Below are 12681 nucleotides of genomic sequence, written 5' to 3' on the forward strand. Positions count from 1 at the left end.
CACCTTCAACTGGTCAGGGCGGCGGCAGCGAGCGCGGAGGGTAGCGACGGCTGGGCGGTGGCACACCTCACGGCGTAACGCTCGGCAAGCTGGGCGGGGAGGTGCGGGTCAAGCCACGTACCACCTCGTTGGGTGTAGAGCTGGTGCAGCCAGCGGGCAAGGTCGTCCAGTCGCTCGGTCGATGCCGTGGTGAGCCCTGGGAGACAGGCGAGTCGACGTGCGCACTGGGCACGGTCGTCGGCGCCAACCAGCGTGGCAGCGGTGACAGCGGCTTGAAGTACCGGCAAGGGCGATGTGATGCTCCAAGCTGCCGCGTTGGCCAGCCACCAGGCCTCTTCGCTCCGGAAAAGATGTTGCAGCGCTGCATCGATCGAGACGGACCCAGTCAAGCTGTGGTACGCGGCACTGGCAGCTGCGGCGTGCAGCTCAGCGATGGGCGTGGCGAGGGTGAGACCTGTCAGGCCGACGCTGGGCACGGATCGACCGAAACGACGGGCGTAGTGGCCAAGTGCCACGTCAAACAGCTGCTCTTGATCTGCCGTCGTGGCACCCATAGCGGACAGACGGGTGTGACCAGGCGGCTTCAGTTTCGCGTCCACAACCGGGTCCAGCCCGTCACGCAGCTGCCCCCACCACTCCCCGAAATCACGGCCTACGAGAATCACTCGCAGCCGGACACTGGCATCACGTCGGACGACAGCAGCCAACATCGCAGTCAAATCGCGGTAGTCTGGCTGGGTATCGACATCATCGACGATCAGCATCACTGGGCCTTTCTGCAGAGCAGCTGCGGATGCCGCGTCAGCAGCCCGATCGCGACGGACCCATCCGCACTTCCACCCCCGATCCGCCATGCGGCGCTGCACCTCGATGAGCAAGCGCGTCTTGCCGCTGCCGGCTTCCCCGACCACGCGCCAAACCCGAAGTCCGCTCGTTCCACCGCACCACAGGCTGATGGCCCTCACGTCCGAGCTTCTCAGGGGCGAGAACGGCACCACCTCTTGGTCCGGATTCAGAGCCGTCAGCAGACTGTCGGCGATGTGAGCACCGTCAAGAACGCATCCGTCGGGGCCTGACGCGATCGCGGTGTTCCACTGCCGTTGAGCCTCTTCTCGTTCTTGGCGCAGCGCCCACCACAGCGCTCCGGTGAGCCCTAACGTGCCAGAGGCTAGCCCGAGTACAGCCGCTTGCCCTGGCGAGACAAAGTTGGCCAGCGCAGACAAGGCCCCCGACACTGCCGCGATCGCCACGGCAGCGCACGCCGCAACGGCTTGCCGTCGACGATCTTTTGGCCACAAAGCCACAGCTCCTCCACCGTAAATTGAGGGCAGGTGCGCCCGGGATGGCCCGCCCTTCGTCCTGCCGCACTAGGTCGGCCTTACGACTGCACGTCACCAGGAATCGAAGGACCAGCCCAGACGCCGGCGAACTGGAGCCATTCTCCCTGTAACCGACCCAAGTTCCGTCTCCTTGGTCAGCGTCGCAAACGGTGAGGGCCAGGGGTCCCGCCCCGTCGTCCGCGGCGAAATGGACCTTGGCGCTCAGCCCGCCGCGGCCGGGTACGGAGAGGATGCACCCTATCGGCCGATCGACCCATCGAGGAGACGCTCGCTAGGCGTTCCGCCCGCTGGTCGCCCCGTAGTACTGGAGGTCCTGGACCGCGGCCGTGCGGTCCACCGGGTACGGGAGTTCCACCGTCGCCCCGGGCTTCCCGTCCCGCACCACCTGCGCCGAACTGGTGCCCGGTTCCAGCGGCAGCAGTTCGGAGTGGAGCCCGGCGGGGGCCTCGTGGGTGTCCTTCGCGGATCCGACGGCCGTACGGACGACCGCGGGCCCGGCGAGGAAGCTGAGCACCTCCACCGTGTCGCGGGGCGCGGCGCTCCCCTTGCGCAGCGACATCAGCAGCGATTGCGGGCCCGTGGGGCCGGCGCCGGCGAACTGGGTGCGGGCGGTCAGGTAGAGCGTGTCCCGGACGATCTTCGGCCAGCCGCCGGTCTTGAACCGGGTCAGGTAGTACGAGCTCAGGTCCAGGTAGGTGTGCCCGTTGTGCAGGGAGGGCGCGAACTGGCTGCCCTCGGAGTAGTCGTTCCAGGTGGTGAGCTGCACCCAGTCCGCGCCGTCCTCGATGGCCCGCGTCCAAGTGGCACGCAGCGTAGCGGTGTTGCCCGCCTCGTCGTAGATGCCCTGGTTGGGGCGGGCGTCCTGCACCGATACCGGTTGCATCCAGATCTTGCCCGCGTCGTGGGCGCGCCGTACGTCCCGCGTGGAGCTCTCCTGGCCTACGTAACTGCGGCTGCCCCATTCGGAGAACCCGTGGCTGATCGGGGCGAAGTCCCCGTCGTGCGCGCCGAAGTCGAGGAAGAGCGGGACGAAGGCGGTCCGGATGCCGTGCCGGGTGCGCAGGATCTCCAGGGTCCGGCTCCACCAAGTGGCGCTCTTGGCCTCGGCCTTGAAGGGGGACACCACGAGCCGGCCGTCCGGGAGCCGGTGGGCGGAGGGGGCCGCGCCCAGCTCGGCGATCGCCCCGGCCAGCACGGCGGGGTCGTCGGTGCCGAGCGAGGTCATGTCCGGCATCAGCATGATCTTGAAGCCCGGGTCGGCGGCGTGGGCGGCGGCCATCAGCTGCTTGGCGCGTTCCCAGTTCTTGCCGGAGAGGGAGAGCAGGTCGAGGGTGAACCCGTCGATACCGGCCGCGCCGGCCGTGCGCACCTCCTGCTGGAGGTTGGCGTACTCCCAGTCACCGCCCCGGGGCGGCACGGGCGGCGGCCGGTCGCGGAGCAGTCCGCCGTACGCCCCGTGCTTGCCGTTCTCGCCCGCCGGGTCGAGGTAGTTGCGGGTGTAGTAGTCCTTGTCGGCGCTCGCGTTGTCGAGGGAGAGCGGGTACGGGGTGAAGTAGTGGGCGAAGACCAGCTTCCGGCCCGCCGCACCGGAGCGCAGGGCGGCCGGCCCGGGCAGGTCGAAGGGCAGGGGTCCCGTGCCGGGGGCGGCGGTGGCCTGGGGGTCGGCCGTCGGGCTCGCGCCATCGGTGGGCGGCGCGCTCCCGGCCGAACCCTCGGAGGCCTCTACCGTGCCGTCGGCGGGCCCGACGGACCAGGGCGTGCCGATGGCGGCCGCCGGGGCCTTCCCCGCTTGGTCTTGGGCGGCGGTGAAGGGGTCCCAGGCGATCCCGGTGGCGGCGCACACGCCGACGAGGAGGAAACCGCAGACCAGGAGGAACAGCGGCCGACGCCCCCGGAAGCCGCTCCGACGCCGGTGCCGGCGCGGCAGGGGCCGCGGGGGCCGCGGGTGCGCGTCATGCCCCCGCCGGGCCCCGCCGTCCCTCCGGCCGGCCCGGTGCGCCGCACTCCCGGCCCGCCGGTTCGCGGTGCCGTCCGCGCTGTCCGCACCGGCGGTCCCGTCCGCGGTCCCGTCCGCGGTGCCGTTCGCGGTGCCGTCCGCGCTCCGGGCGGCTGCACGGTGCGCCATCCGCCCGGCCCGCCGGTCCGCGGTGCGGTCCACGCCCCCGTCCGCGCCGCGACCGGCTCCCCGGTCCGCCCGTCGGTGCTGCGTCATCCTGGCCCCCTCGCGCCCCTCGGGTGTCCCCGCTCAGCCCGCTATCGGGTACATGGAGCCCCGTCGGCCCTCGGGCGAGGTCAACCACTCCAGCTTCGCGGCGGTGTCCGTGCCCGGCAGCGGGTTGTGCAGCACGATCACCAGGTCCGGGCGGGCCGGTACGCGCAGCTGGGTCGACTCCACGGACAGGGTGCCGACGACCGGGTGCTCCAGTTGCTTCTTGGTCTGCCCGGCGGGACGGATGTCCCGCCGCTCCCACAACTCCGCGAACTCCGGGCTGAGTTCCCGGGCCTCCTCGACGACGGCCCGGAACCCCTCGTCGTTCGGGCGCTCCGAGCAGGCCGCCCTGAACTGGGCCACCACCGACACCGCGTTCTCCTCCCAGCGCGCGGAACGGGCCCGGTAGACGGGGTCGGTGAAGAAGGCGATCAGGCAGTTCTGCACGATCTCCGGGCGCATGCCCAGCACCAGCGCGGCCGCGTCGTTGTAGAGCACGGTGTTCCAGTACGCGTCCATGATGTGCGCGGGGAACGGCATCCACGCGTCGATCAGGCGTTGCAGACCGTCGCACATGTCCTGGTCGGCCGGGGCGACTTCCAGGGCGGGCGGGTTGAGCCCGGCCAGCACGTACAGGTGCCGGCGTTCGGCGCTGCTCAGCTTCAGCACCCGGCCCACCGAGTCCAGGACCTGCGAGGACACCGTGATGTCGCGGCCCTGCTCGAGCCACTGGTACCAGGAGACCCCGACGCCGGCGAGCACGGCGACCTCCTCGCGGCGCAGGCCCGGCGTGCGGCGGCGGGCCCCGCCGTCCGGCAGGCCCGCCTCGGCCGGGCTGATCCTGGCCCGTCTGCTCATCAGGAACCCTCGCAGCTCGGTCCGTCGGTGCGCTTCGATCGGTGTGGCCACGGAGTCCCCCTGCTCGGCATGGTCTGCTGTCTGCTGTCTGCTGTCTGCTGTCTGCTGTCTGCTGTCTGCTCGGCTTGCCCGGCCGGCCGGCCGTACGGCCTCCCCGCACGGCTGCCTGGTGGTGCCGCCAACAGGATAAGTTCCCACTCTCCACGGCCATTCCCGCGCCACGAAGGTAGTGGCCATGGCGATAGACACACACTCCACGACCAACCCGCCACAGGCGGTGGCTCCCGAGGACGGCCGGCTCTCCGGCCGGGCCAGGCTGGTCCTCTTCGTCCTCTGCGCCGCCCAGTTCATGGTGGCGCTCGACTTCTCCGTGCTGAACGTGGCCCTCCCCGTGCTCGGCGAGGACCTCGGGCTGAGCCGGGCCGGCCTGCAGTGGGCGGTCACCGCGTTCGCGCTGCCGTCCGGCGGCTTCCTGCTCCTCTTCGGCCGGATCGCGGACCTGTACGGCCGCAAGAAGCTGTTCCTGACCGGTCTCACGGTCTTCGGCGCGGCCTCCGTCCTCGCCACGCTCGCCTGGGACCCGACCTCCTTCCTGACCGGGCGCGCGCTCCAGGGACTGGGGGCGGCGGTCATCGTGCCCACCGGCATGTCCCTGCTCACCACGACCTTCCCCGAGGGCCCGCTGCGCGACAGGGCGCTCGGCATCTCCGGCACGCTGCTGTCCCTGGGCTTCACCATCGGCATGGTGCTCGGCGGTGTCCTGACCGACACGCTCGGCTGGCGTTCGACGATGGGACTGCTCGCGGTCGCCGCCGTGGTGGTACTGCTCCTCGCCCCGGGGCTGCTGCGGGAGTCGCGCACGACGGACCGGCCCCGACTGGACACGCCCGGGGCCGTCACCGTCACCGGCGCGCTGCTGGCGCTGATCTACGCCCTGACGACGGCGGCCCAGCGCGGCTTCGGCGGCGTGGACGTCTGGGGCACGCTGGTGGCCGGGCTGGCACTTCTCGTCGCGTTCGTGGCCGTGGAGTCCAAGTCCCCCGCCCCGCTGGTCTCTCCGGCGATGCTGAAGCGGCGCACGGTGGCCTGGGGCAATGTCGGTGGTCTGGTCACCTTCTCGATGATGTCCACGGTCGTCTTCGTGCTGACCCTCTACCTCCAGGAGACGCTGGAGCTGTCCGCCTTCCGCACCGGTCTGGTCTTCGGCGTCCAGGGCATCGCCTCGATCCTCGCCGGTTCGTACGCGCCCAGGGTCATCGGCCGCTTCGGCGCCCACCGGACCCTGGCCGGCTCCCTGGTCGGTCAGGGCGTGTTCACCGGCGCGCTGCTCACCGCGGGATCGTCGTCGGGCGCTCTCCTGGCCACCGTGCTGGTGTCGCTGGCGAGCATGTGCCACCTCGGCGCGATCATCTCGTACGGGCTGGTGGTCACGAGCGGTGTGCCCGACTCGGAACAGGGTCTGGCGACCGGCCTGGTAACCACCACCCAGCAGGTCGGCCTGACCATCGGCATCCCGCTGCTGGGCGTGCTGGCCACCACGCAGACCTCGCTCTTCACCGGGGTGCGCACGGTCCTGGCCATCGACGCCGCGATCGTGCTGGCAGTGGCCCTCCTCGTCGCGCTCGGCCTGCGCCGCCGGGCGTAGTCGCCCCGGACCCAGCCCGGACCCGCCCAGCCCCGCCCCGCCCCGCCCCGCCCCCGGTGGGCCGCTCCCATCGAGCGGCCCACCGGGGGCGGGGCAGCGGAATACGACATTCCCCTGGTCTTCTGCCCAGCGTGGCGCATAATCGTCGTCACGCGGCTCGAAAGAACCCTGTTGCCGCGCTTGGTCACGCATGCAATGGGGGGCATCGTGCCGATGAGGGACTCAGGGTCGCCGTCCGGAACACTGCCCGCGACATCCGCCGAGATGTCCCGCCTGCTCTCCACCGTCCGGCGGGGGCGCGTGCTGACCGTGGCCGGCGGGTTACGCGGGCCGCGGAGCGTGCTGGTGCGTGAGATCGCGCGGCGGCTCGTGTCGAACTTCTACGACGGGGTCGCCGTCGTCGCCGCGGAGCCGGTCCGCGGCCTCCTCGGGGTGCGCGAGCTGACGGCCGAACTGAGCTGCGTTCCCGGGACGCCCTTGCTGCCGTGCGGGCGGACGGCGGGCGTGGCCTCCTGGCTGGCCGAGCGGGACATGCTGCTCGTGGTGGACGGCGCGGAGCAGCTCGCCCCGGACGCCCTGGCCTGGCTGCGGGACCTGCTCGCCGTGGCCCCCGGACTGCGGATCCTGGCCTCCGGGCGGTCGCCGCTGGGCTTCGACGGGGAACGCGTCCACCGGCTCTGAGCGACACGTCACATCCGCTGCCATGTCGCCGTCATGACGGCGCCACATCCCCGGCACATCGGCGGTACGTCCCCGGCACAGCACTGGAACAGCACTGCCATGCGGCCGTCATTGAGTGGCGGGGAACTGAATTCTAGGGTCTGACCTGCAGGTTCCGGTTACGCGCAGGCGTTGCCGGGAGCCCCCGGTTCGTACGTCAAACTCCCCCGCACGTACAGGAGACCCTCGTGAGCGAGCACATCAGTACGCCCCGGACCGGTGCGGTCGGCAGGCGCGGCTTCCTCGCCGGCGCCGCCGCCGTGGCGGCGGCAGCGGCCACCCCCGCCCTCGCCCATCCGGCCGCGGCGAGCACCGCGTCCGCCGCCCGCCCCAACATCCTGCTGATCGTCACGGACGACCAGCCCAAGCACACCGACTGGGCCATCCAGAAGACGATCGGCTGGATCGCCGACCAGGGTGTGAAGTTCACCAACGGCCACGTGGCCACGCCGCTGTGCGCGCCGTCCCGGTCCTCGGTCTTCTCCGGCCGCTACGCCCACAACCACGGCGTGCGCAACAACGCCGCGTCCCACAGCCTGGACCAGCACACCACCGTGCAGCGCTACCTCAAGCAGGCCGGCTACCGCACCGGCCTGTTCGGCAAGTACCTCAACTCCTGGACGCTGGCGGACAACCCGCCGCACTTCGAGGAGTTCGCCCTGCTCCAGCCCGCGTACACCAACGCCAACTGGAACGTGAACGGCACGGTGCAGACGATCAACGGCTACACCACCAACATCATCAAGAACAAGACGCTGAACTTCCTGGACAAGGCCGCGACCGACAGCCGGCCCTGGTTCGCGTACGTCACCCCGTACGCCTCGCACGGACCGCGCACCCCCGAGGCCAAGTACGCGGACACGGTCGTCCCGACCTGGAACGGGCGCCCCTCCGTTCCCGAGGCCGACCGGGCCGACAAGCCGGCCTACATCCAGAACGCGACCGGAACCCTGGCCGACGGCCGGCAGATCCGTGCCGAGCAGCTGCGGACCCTGCTGACCGTGGACGACGCCGTCCAGGCCTTCCACGACAAGCTCGCCGCCCTCGGGCAGCTGGACAACACCCTGGTCATCTACATCGGAGACAACGGCTTCGGCTGGGCCGACCACGGCTGGACCGCGAAGTCGGTTCCCTACAGCCCGTCGCACGAGGTGCCCTTCTACCTCTCCTGGCCTGCCGGCGGCCTGGGTTCGGGTACGGTCGACAACCGCGTCGTCGCCAACATCGACATCGCGCCGACCATCCTCGACGCCGCGGGGATCACCCCGGACACCCCGCAGGACGGCCACTCCCTGCTCACCGGCTACAGCCGCGACCACCTGCTGGTCGAGTGGTGGAAGCAGGGCACCGGTGGCACCGGTCCGAAGACCTGGGCCTCGTACGTGGCCAAGGACAGGCAGTACACGGAGTACTGGCTGAACACCTCAGAAGAAAGCGCCCTGACCTGCAAGAATCCAGGTCGGGGCGCTTCTCTCGTAGGGGCTGGGCGGGATCTGGGGAGATCCACTTACTGGGAAGGCTCTTCGCCCCCCGAATTGGGCGCCTCGGCCGACATCCAACTACCCAGCGCAGCCATCGCCTTCTTGCCTGACTTCGGCATGAAGTGAACGTAGGTCCGCAGCGTGAACGCCGGGTCGCTGTGCCCCATCCATGCTGCCAGCTGGGTAATGGTCTCGCCAGCAGCCAGCACGACGGACGCGAATGTATGCCGCGTAACGTGGAACCCGTCCTCCCGCGGCATCTCCCACTTCACCCTCTGCCAGGGCCGCTTACCCTTCCCCTGCACCAGCTCCTTGACCGGATCCGGGATCACACCGGCCCTGGCCAGTGCCGGCTTCCACTGATGGTCATCGAAGGTCATTCGTGTCAGCGCGCCACGGTTCCTGCCGGACACAGTGGGGGTCGTGACTAGTAGACGTACTGTCCGCTTCGGACGCTTCTCCCACTCCAGGTTGGGTCGGGCCGGGTCGATCCACGGCAGCGTCACCTCCACAGCAGGGTGCGCCTCGCCGTACTGCTTCAGAGCCGCGGCAAGCTCGGGCGGACACGGCGCCGTCCTCGTCTTGTTGCCTTTCGGAGGGGCGAACGCCGGCTTGTGGCCGACGAGCACGACCTGCCGGGTCACGTTGATCTCGTCCCCGTCGATGTCGTCCGGGCAGAAGCCGAAGCACTCCCCCTGGCGGAGGCCTGCGCCCACGGCGAGGTCGACAAGAATCCCGTACCGCTCCCCCAGCTCTTTGCGCACCGCCGACACCTGGTCCTTGGGCCACGCCTTCGCCTTCGAGACCGACGGGGCGGGGGCAATCAGGTCGGCGTCCCTGAACGGGTTCTCCGGGATGCGCTTCGCCTTGTGCGCCGCCTGCATGATCGAAGAGAAGTGGCGCCAGGTGGTGCGGACGGTGTTGACGTCGATGTCCTTCTCAACGCGCGTCAGCCACGCCCTGATCTCGTCGTGCCCGATCCGGTTCAACGGAAGATGGCCGACATGGCGGACGATGTGCTTGAAGACCCGCGGCTTCATGCCGTTCTTCGTGGTCGGCGGCAGTCGCAGGTTGGGCCACCAGTGCTCGGTCACGTACTCCTCGAGGAGCATGCTGCCGTCGCGCGGATCGTAGAACGTCCCTCGGGTGGTGTCTGTCGCCGAGTCCTTAAGCCACTTCTTGGCCCCGTCGGGGCCTTCCAGCTTCTCGAAGGACCGGTCGCGGACGCCGGGAATGCCGGCCACCCGCCACCGCTTGCCCTTGCCATGCCGGTCGGTCTCAGCCCGCGTGGGCTTTCCCGTCTTCGGGTCGGCGGGGCCCTTCTTGTACCAGCGGTCCTCGATGTAGCCGGGCAACCGTACCTCCGTCGCGCGGATCCTCGGGCGAGTCGACCGTTACGATCTCGCCCTTCCAGACGTGGAACCACTGCCCGCCGGCCAGGACTTCAGCAATGACCGGGTTGAGGCAGGCCACGATTTCCTCAAGCGTCGCGTTGCGATCGAGGCGTATACGGACGCTGCCACGCGTCTCGTGAACCTCGACGGGCATCCCATACCCAAGGTTGTCTGCGAGTTCGTAGGTGACATTCAGCATGCGCCCTCCCCGAAGTCGGCACTACTGGGACGTGTGGGTCCAGTTGTGCGCGGTGGGTGAAGACTACGACCGGCGAGGGATTGACCACAATCGGTTGAAGCGAAGAACTATGTACACATCCGATCGCCGGTGTGCCATTACTGACCAGTTGTCAGTCTTCGCGCTTGGCCTGCTCCGCGGCTTCCATCATCGCGCGCCACTGGCGGATCTCCGCCTTCGACTTTCCTGCCAGGTGACCGACGATGATCCGCACGTCTTCGTCGTAGCCCGAAAGCTCCAAGGCCTCATACTCCAGCCACTGCTCTGCGGCCGCCTCCTTGACCCGCCGCTCGGACTTGCGGAGCCCCACGGCGATGGCTCCGAGCTGCCCTGGGTTCGGCGGGTTGGCCGGCGGGGTCTTCGCGAGCTTCTGCAGGTACTGCTTGGACACTGTGGCGCCGGTCTTCGGATCGACGGCGCGATCCGCCAGCTGCTGGTACGACAGCCCTTCATCAAGGGCGGCCAGGATGAGACGCGACAGGGCCCCGGCGGCGTCGGCCGCGTTGAGGTCTGGGGCGGTGGCAGGCACCGTCATGTCTTCGCCCTCTCCATCTACGTTCAAGTCGACTGTCTCCATTGCTGCCCGCTTCGACTCGGGAAGACGCAGGTCAGGCCGTACAACCATCCCGGATCGCAGACGAATCGTCTACACATCCATGCTACCGAGACGGTTTCTTTGCGAAAACTCCAGATCCGGCCGTCCTATTTTGTGGACACGGCGTCCCAGGTGTGGTTAGCTCATCTCAGTCAAGGAAACCCCGTCCCACTGGAGATCCATTGAGCCGCCGCTACGCCCTTCGCGACCGCAGCATTCTCAAGTGGGTCATGGAACACCCCGGATCAGGCGTTCCCCTCTCCGTTCGCACCCTGGCCCAGACCAGCGGCTGCAGCAAAGGAGTCATAGAGGGACTCCTCTCCGGCCACCAGAAGACCGCATCCATGGACGACGCGCACTCAATCTCGGAGGCCGTCGGTACCGCCGTGCTGGTGCTTTTCGCGCCCCCAGCGTCCCCAGAACGGGACGCCTCGACCATGAATCAGGAGAGTTCTCGTGCCGCAGCCCTCTAAGCACATCCCCGCTCCGCCGGGGAGCGTCTGGATCGAGGAGGCAGCCGTGATGCTCGGCGTCGCCAAGTCGACCCTCTACAAGTGGCGGCTGAAGAAGATCGGGCCCCAGGGATACGCAGTCGCCCGGCGCATCGCCTACGAGGTCCGAGTCATCGAGGCCCACCTCGACGAATGCCGCTCCATCGCCGCCTAGCTGCGGCATGCGGCCCCGACCGCCGGGCTACCACACACCGCCGGCCAGGGCCTCCCGATCCACCCCTCACCTGCATCTACCTGCAAGGAGAAGAGGACCGATGTCCCACATCATGCCCGATCCCGCCTTCGAGACCCCCGACGAGTTCGACGTCCTGATGAGCCAGAACCAGGTCGGCTACGTCACCGCCTTCCAGTCGCTGTACGACGAGGCGGAGGAGTTCCTGCTGGCGACGCGCCCGGAAGGCTTCGAGCCCGAGGAGATCGGCCGGCTTGCGTTCGACAGGCTGCCTGCGGCCGAGAAGGCGGCGGCGATGACGGAGCTGTTCTACACGTACTGGTCGGGCCGCGAGCACGACCGCCGGACGCTGGCCCGTCACGAGGGAGGCGTCCGATGACCGCGACCGACCGCGAGACGCTGTCCGCACTGGTGGACCACAGCGTCTCCCCGCGAATCCTCGACATCCACCTCGACGACTGCGACGACGACGCGTGCCAGGGCTGCGCGCCGCAGCACCTCGCCGAGAAGGCCGCTCAGCGGTCGGTCGACGCCCAGTTCCCCATCGTCGCCGCATTCCTCGCCGACGGGGGTGAGTCCCGATGACCGCGCCGACGCCTGAGATCGCCCGCCTGGACGTGCCGCCTGCCGTGAGCGAGGCCTCCGTCCACCTGGCCCACCTGCTGGCGCACCCGCCTCTCGGTCACGTTGAGGACCCCCAGCCGGGCGAGTGGTACGAAGCCGTCTTCGCCGACCTGGCCGCGGCCCACCCCGAGAAGTGCAGCAAGTCGAAGGCTGCCGGAGGCAAGTCGTGACCGACTACCCCGAGATCGCCGCCCGGTTCGCCCGGGAGACCGCCGGTCACCAGATGACTGTGTTGCACGAGGACGGCCTGTACCGGCACCTCGTCTTCGCGGACCCGGTACCCAACTTCCACCGGTTCGATCTGATCACCTGGCCGCACGGCCTGCTGATTTGTGTGGATGGCCCGACCTTCGCGTTCGCCTTGTGGCCGACGGAGGACCTGTTCGACATGTTCCGCGGCTCCTCGTCGGGTGGCATCAACCCCGGCTACTGGCAGGAGAAGGTGACCGCCGGCGAGGTGAAGTCCTGGTCGGAGGACATGTTTCGGACCTGGCTGGTCGGCGAGGCCGCAGGCTACGAGGCTCAGCACCCGGGCCTCGTGGAAGCGGTCGGCGAGCAGGTGCTGAACAGCGACCAGTACAGCACCGAGTACCGGGGAACCGCCGAGTTCGCCCTCGCCCAGTTCCGCCACGGTGACTTCCGGCTTCGCTTCCCGGACCACTGGGAGGTCAGCTTCGAGGACTACTCGTGGGAGTTCCTGTGGGCCTGCCACGCCGTCCTCTGGGGCATCCGCCAGTACGACGCCACGAAGGCCGTCCCGAAGGCGGTGGCCGTCGCTGGCGCCGGGTTCGCTCAGTCCCAGGCCGCCGGCTACGTCGAGGGTGTCGAGGAGTTCGGCGCCCGGATCGAGGCGGCGTCATGAGCCCCCGCCGGATCGCCGTCCTGGATGCCCT

14 protein-coding genes are annotated in these 12681 nt (G+C 69.4%); 8 read left to right on the forward strand and 6 right to left on the reverse strand.

Going from position 1 to position 12681, the window contains the following annotated elements; genetic code table 11:
- Positions 1 to 5 precede the first annotated feature (5 nt).
- The 3 genes from ACIQ5Y_RS27220 to ACIQ5Y_RS27230 all read right to left on the reverse strand — a co-directional run bounded on the left by ACIQ5Y_RS27220 (position 6) and on the right by ACIQ5Y_RS27230 (position 4407).
- On the reverse strand, positions 6 to 767 hold the full coding sequence (locus ACIQ5Y_RS27220) for a hypothetical protein (RefSeq protein WP_403885746.1): 762 nt from the start codon (positions 765 to 767) through the stop codon (positions 6 to 8).
- Positions 768 to 1611: 844 nt separating this feature from the next.
- Complete coding sequence (locus ACIQ5Y_RS27225) at positions 1612 to 3552, reverse strand: glycoside hydrolase family 71 protein (protein ID WP_403885749.1); 1941 nt, start codon at positions 3550 to 3552, stop codon at positions 1612 to 1614.
- Positions 3553 to 3585: 33 nt separating this feature from the next.
- Positions 3586 to 4407: a helix-turn-helix transcriptional regulator gene (locus tag ACIQ5Y_RS27230; protein WP_403885752.1), complete on the reverse strand. Its 822-nt coding sequence runs from the start codon at positions 4405 to 4407 to the stop codon at positions 3586 to 3588.
- Between the two features lie 235 nt (positions 4408 to 4642).
- Here ACIQ5Y_RS27230 and ACIQ5Y_RS27235 point away from each other — a divergent pair, with 235 nt between their 5' ends.
- The 3 genes from ACIQ5Y_RS27235 (at position 4643) to ACIQ5Y_RS27245 (ending at position 8379) form a co-directional block, all read left to right on the forward strand.
- Positions 4643 to 6052: an MFS transporter gene (locus tag ACIQ5Y_RS27235; protein WP_403885755.1), complete on the forward strand. Its 1410-nt coding sequence runs from the start codon at positions 4643 to 4645 to the stop codon at positions 6050 to 6052.
- Positions 6053 to 6397: 345 nt separating this feature from the next.
- Entirely contained in the window at positions 6398 to 6733 is a 336-nt protein-coding gene (locus ACIQ5Y_RS27240; RefSeq protein ID WP_403885758.1) for a hypothetical protein, read from the forward strand.
- 227 nt (positions 6734 to 6960) lie between these two features.
- Positions 6961 to 8379: a sulfatase gene (locus tag ACIQ5Y_RS27245; protein ID WP_403885760.1), complete on the forward strand. Its 1419-nt coding sequence runs from the start codon at positions 6961 to 6963 to the stop codon at positions 8377 to 8379.
- Here ACIQ5Y_RS27245 and ACIQ5Y_RS27250 read toward each other — a convergent pair.
- From ACIQ5Y_RS27250 to ACIQ5Y_RS27260, 3 genes are all read right to left on the reverse strand, one after another.
- Entirely contained in the window at positions 8280 to 9608 is a 1329-nt protein-coding gene (locus tag ACIQ5Y_RS27250) for a tyrosine-type recombinase/integrase (RefSeq protein ID WP_403885763.1), read from the reverse strand. The genes ACIQ5Y_RS27245 and ACIQ5Y_RS27250 overlap by 100 nt on opposite strands.
- On the reverse strand, positions 9532 to 9846 hold the full coding sequence (locus ACIQ5Y_RS27255; RefSeq protein WP_403885766.1) for a hypothetical protein: 315 nt from the start codon (positions 9844 to 9846) through the stop codon (positions 9532 to 9534). Before ACIQ5Y_RS27255 ends, ACIQ5Y_RS27250 begins: the two co-directional genes overlap by 77 nt.
- A 151-nt stretch (positions 9847 to 9997) precedes the next feature.
- Positions 9998 to 10420, reverse strand: coding sequence for a hypothetical protein (locus ACIQ5Y_RS27260; RefSeq protein ID WP_403885769.1), 423 nt, complete (start codon positions 10418 to 10420; stop codon positions 9998 to 10000).
- A 516-nt stretch (positions 10421 to 10936) separates the two neighbouring features.
- Here ACIQ5Y_RS27260 and ACIQ5Y_RS27265 point away from each other — a divergent pair.
- The 5 genes from ACIQ5Y_RS27265 to ACIQ5Y_RS27285 all read left to right on the forward strand — a co-directional run bounded on the left by ACIQ5Y_RS27265 (position 10937) and on the right by ACIQ5Y_RS27285 (position 12650).
- Positions 10937 to 11146: a helix-turn-helix transcriptional regulator gene (locus ACIQ5Y_RS27265; protein ID WP_403885772.1), complete on the forward strand. Its 210-nt coding sequence runs from the start codon at positions 10937 to 10939 to the stop codon at positions 11144 to 11146.
- A gap of 100 nt (positions 11147 to 11246) precedes the next feature.
- Positions 11247 to 11543: a hypothetical protein gene (locus tag ACIQ5Y_RS27270; RefSeq protein WP_403885775.1), complete on the forward strand. Its 297-nt coding sequence runs from the start codon at positions 11247 to 11249 to the stop codon at positions 11541 to 11543.
- The gene (locus ACIQ5Y_RS27275; protein ID WP_403885777.1) at positions 11540 to 11749 is read left to right on the forward strand and encodes a hypothetical protein; all 210 of its coding nucleotides are present in this window, start codon (positions 11540 to 11542) and stop codon (positions 11747 to 11749) included. Before ACIQ5Y_RS27270 ends, ACIQ5Y_RS27275 begins: the two co-directional genes overlap by 4 nt.
- Positions 11746 to 11958, forward strand: coding sequence for a hypothetical protein (locus tag ACIQ5Y_RS27280; protein ID WP_403885780.1), 213 nt, complete (start codon positions 11746 to 11748; stop codon positions 11956 to 11958). The genes ACIQ5Y_RS27275 and ACIQ5Y_RS27280 overlap by 4 nt, the downstream gene beginning before the upstream one ends.
- Complete coding sequence (locus ACIQ5Y_RS27285; RefSeq protein ID WP_403885782.1) at positions 11955 to 12650, forward strand: hypothetical protein; 696 nt, start codon at positions 11955 to 11957, stop codon at positions 12648 to 12650. Before ACIQ5Y_RS27280 ends, ACIQ5Y_RS27285 begins: the two co-directional genes overlap by 4 nt.
- Positions 12651 to 12681: the final 31 nt, after the last annotated feature.

Source organism: Streptomyces sp. NPDC096339 (assembly GCF_044762985.1).
Lineage (GTDB): Bacteria > Actinomycetota > Actinomycetes > Streptomycetales > Streptomycetaceae > Streptomyces.

Bases quoted from the DNA above. Each gene is read 5' to 3' on its own strand.
- ACIQ5Y_RS27280 (WP_403885780.1), top strand. From the start codon at position 11,746: ATGACCGCGCCGACGCCTGAGATCGCCCGCCTGGACGTGCCGCCTGCC.
- ACIQ5Y_RS27275 (WP_403885777.1), top strand. From the start codon at position 11,540: ATGACCGCGACCGACCGCGAGACGCTGTCCGCACTGGTGGACCACAGC.
- ACIQ5Y_RS27235 (WP_403885755.1), top strand. From the start codon at position 4,643: ATGGCGATAGACACACACTCCACGACCAACCCGCCACAGGCGGTGGCT.
- ACIQ5Y_RS27260 (WP_403885769.1), bottom strand. From the start codon at position 10,420: ATGACGGTGCCTGCCACCGCCCCAGACCTCAACGCGGCCGACGCCGCC.
- ACIQ5Y_RS27225 (WP_403885749.1), bottom strand. From the start codon at position 3,552: ATGACGCAGCACCGACGGGCGGACCGGGGAGCCGGTCGCGGCGCGGAC.
- ACIQ5Y_RS27255 (WP_403885766.1), bottom strand. From the start codon at position 9,846: ATGCTGAATGTCACCTACGAACTCGCAGACAACCTTGGGTATGGGATG.
- ACIQ5Y_RS27230 (WP_403885752.1), bottom strand. From the start codon at position 4,407: ATGAGCAGACGGGCCAGGATCAGCCCGGCCGAGGCGGGCCTGCCGGAC.
- ACIQ5Y_RS27270 (WP_403885775.1), top strand. From the start codon at position 11,247: ATGTCCCACATCATGCCCGATCCCGCCTTCGAGACCCCCGACGAGTTC.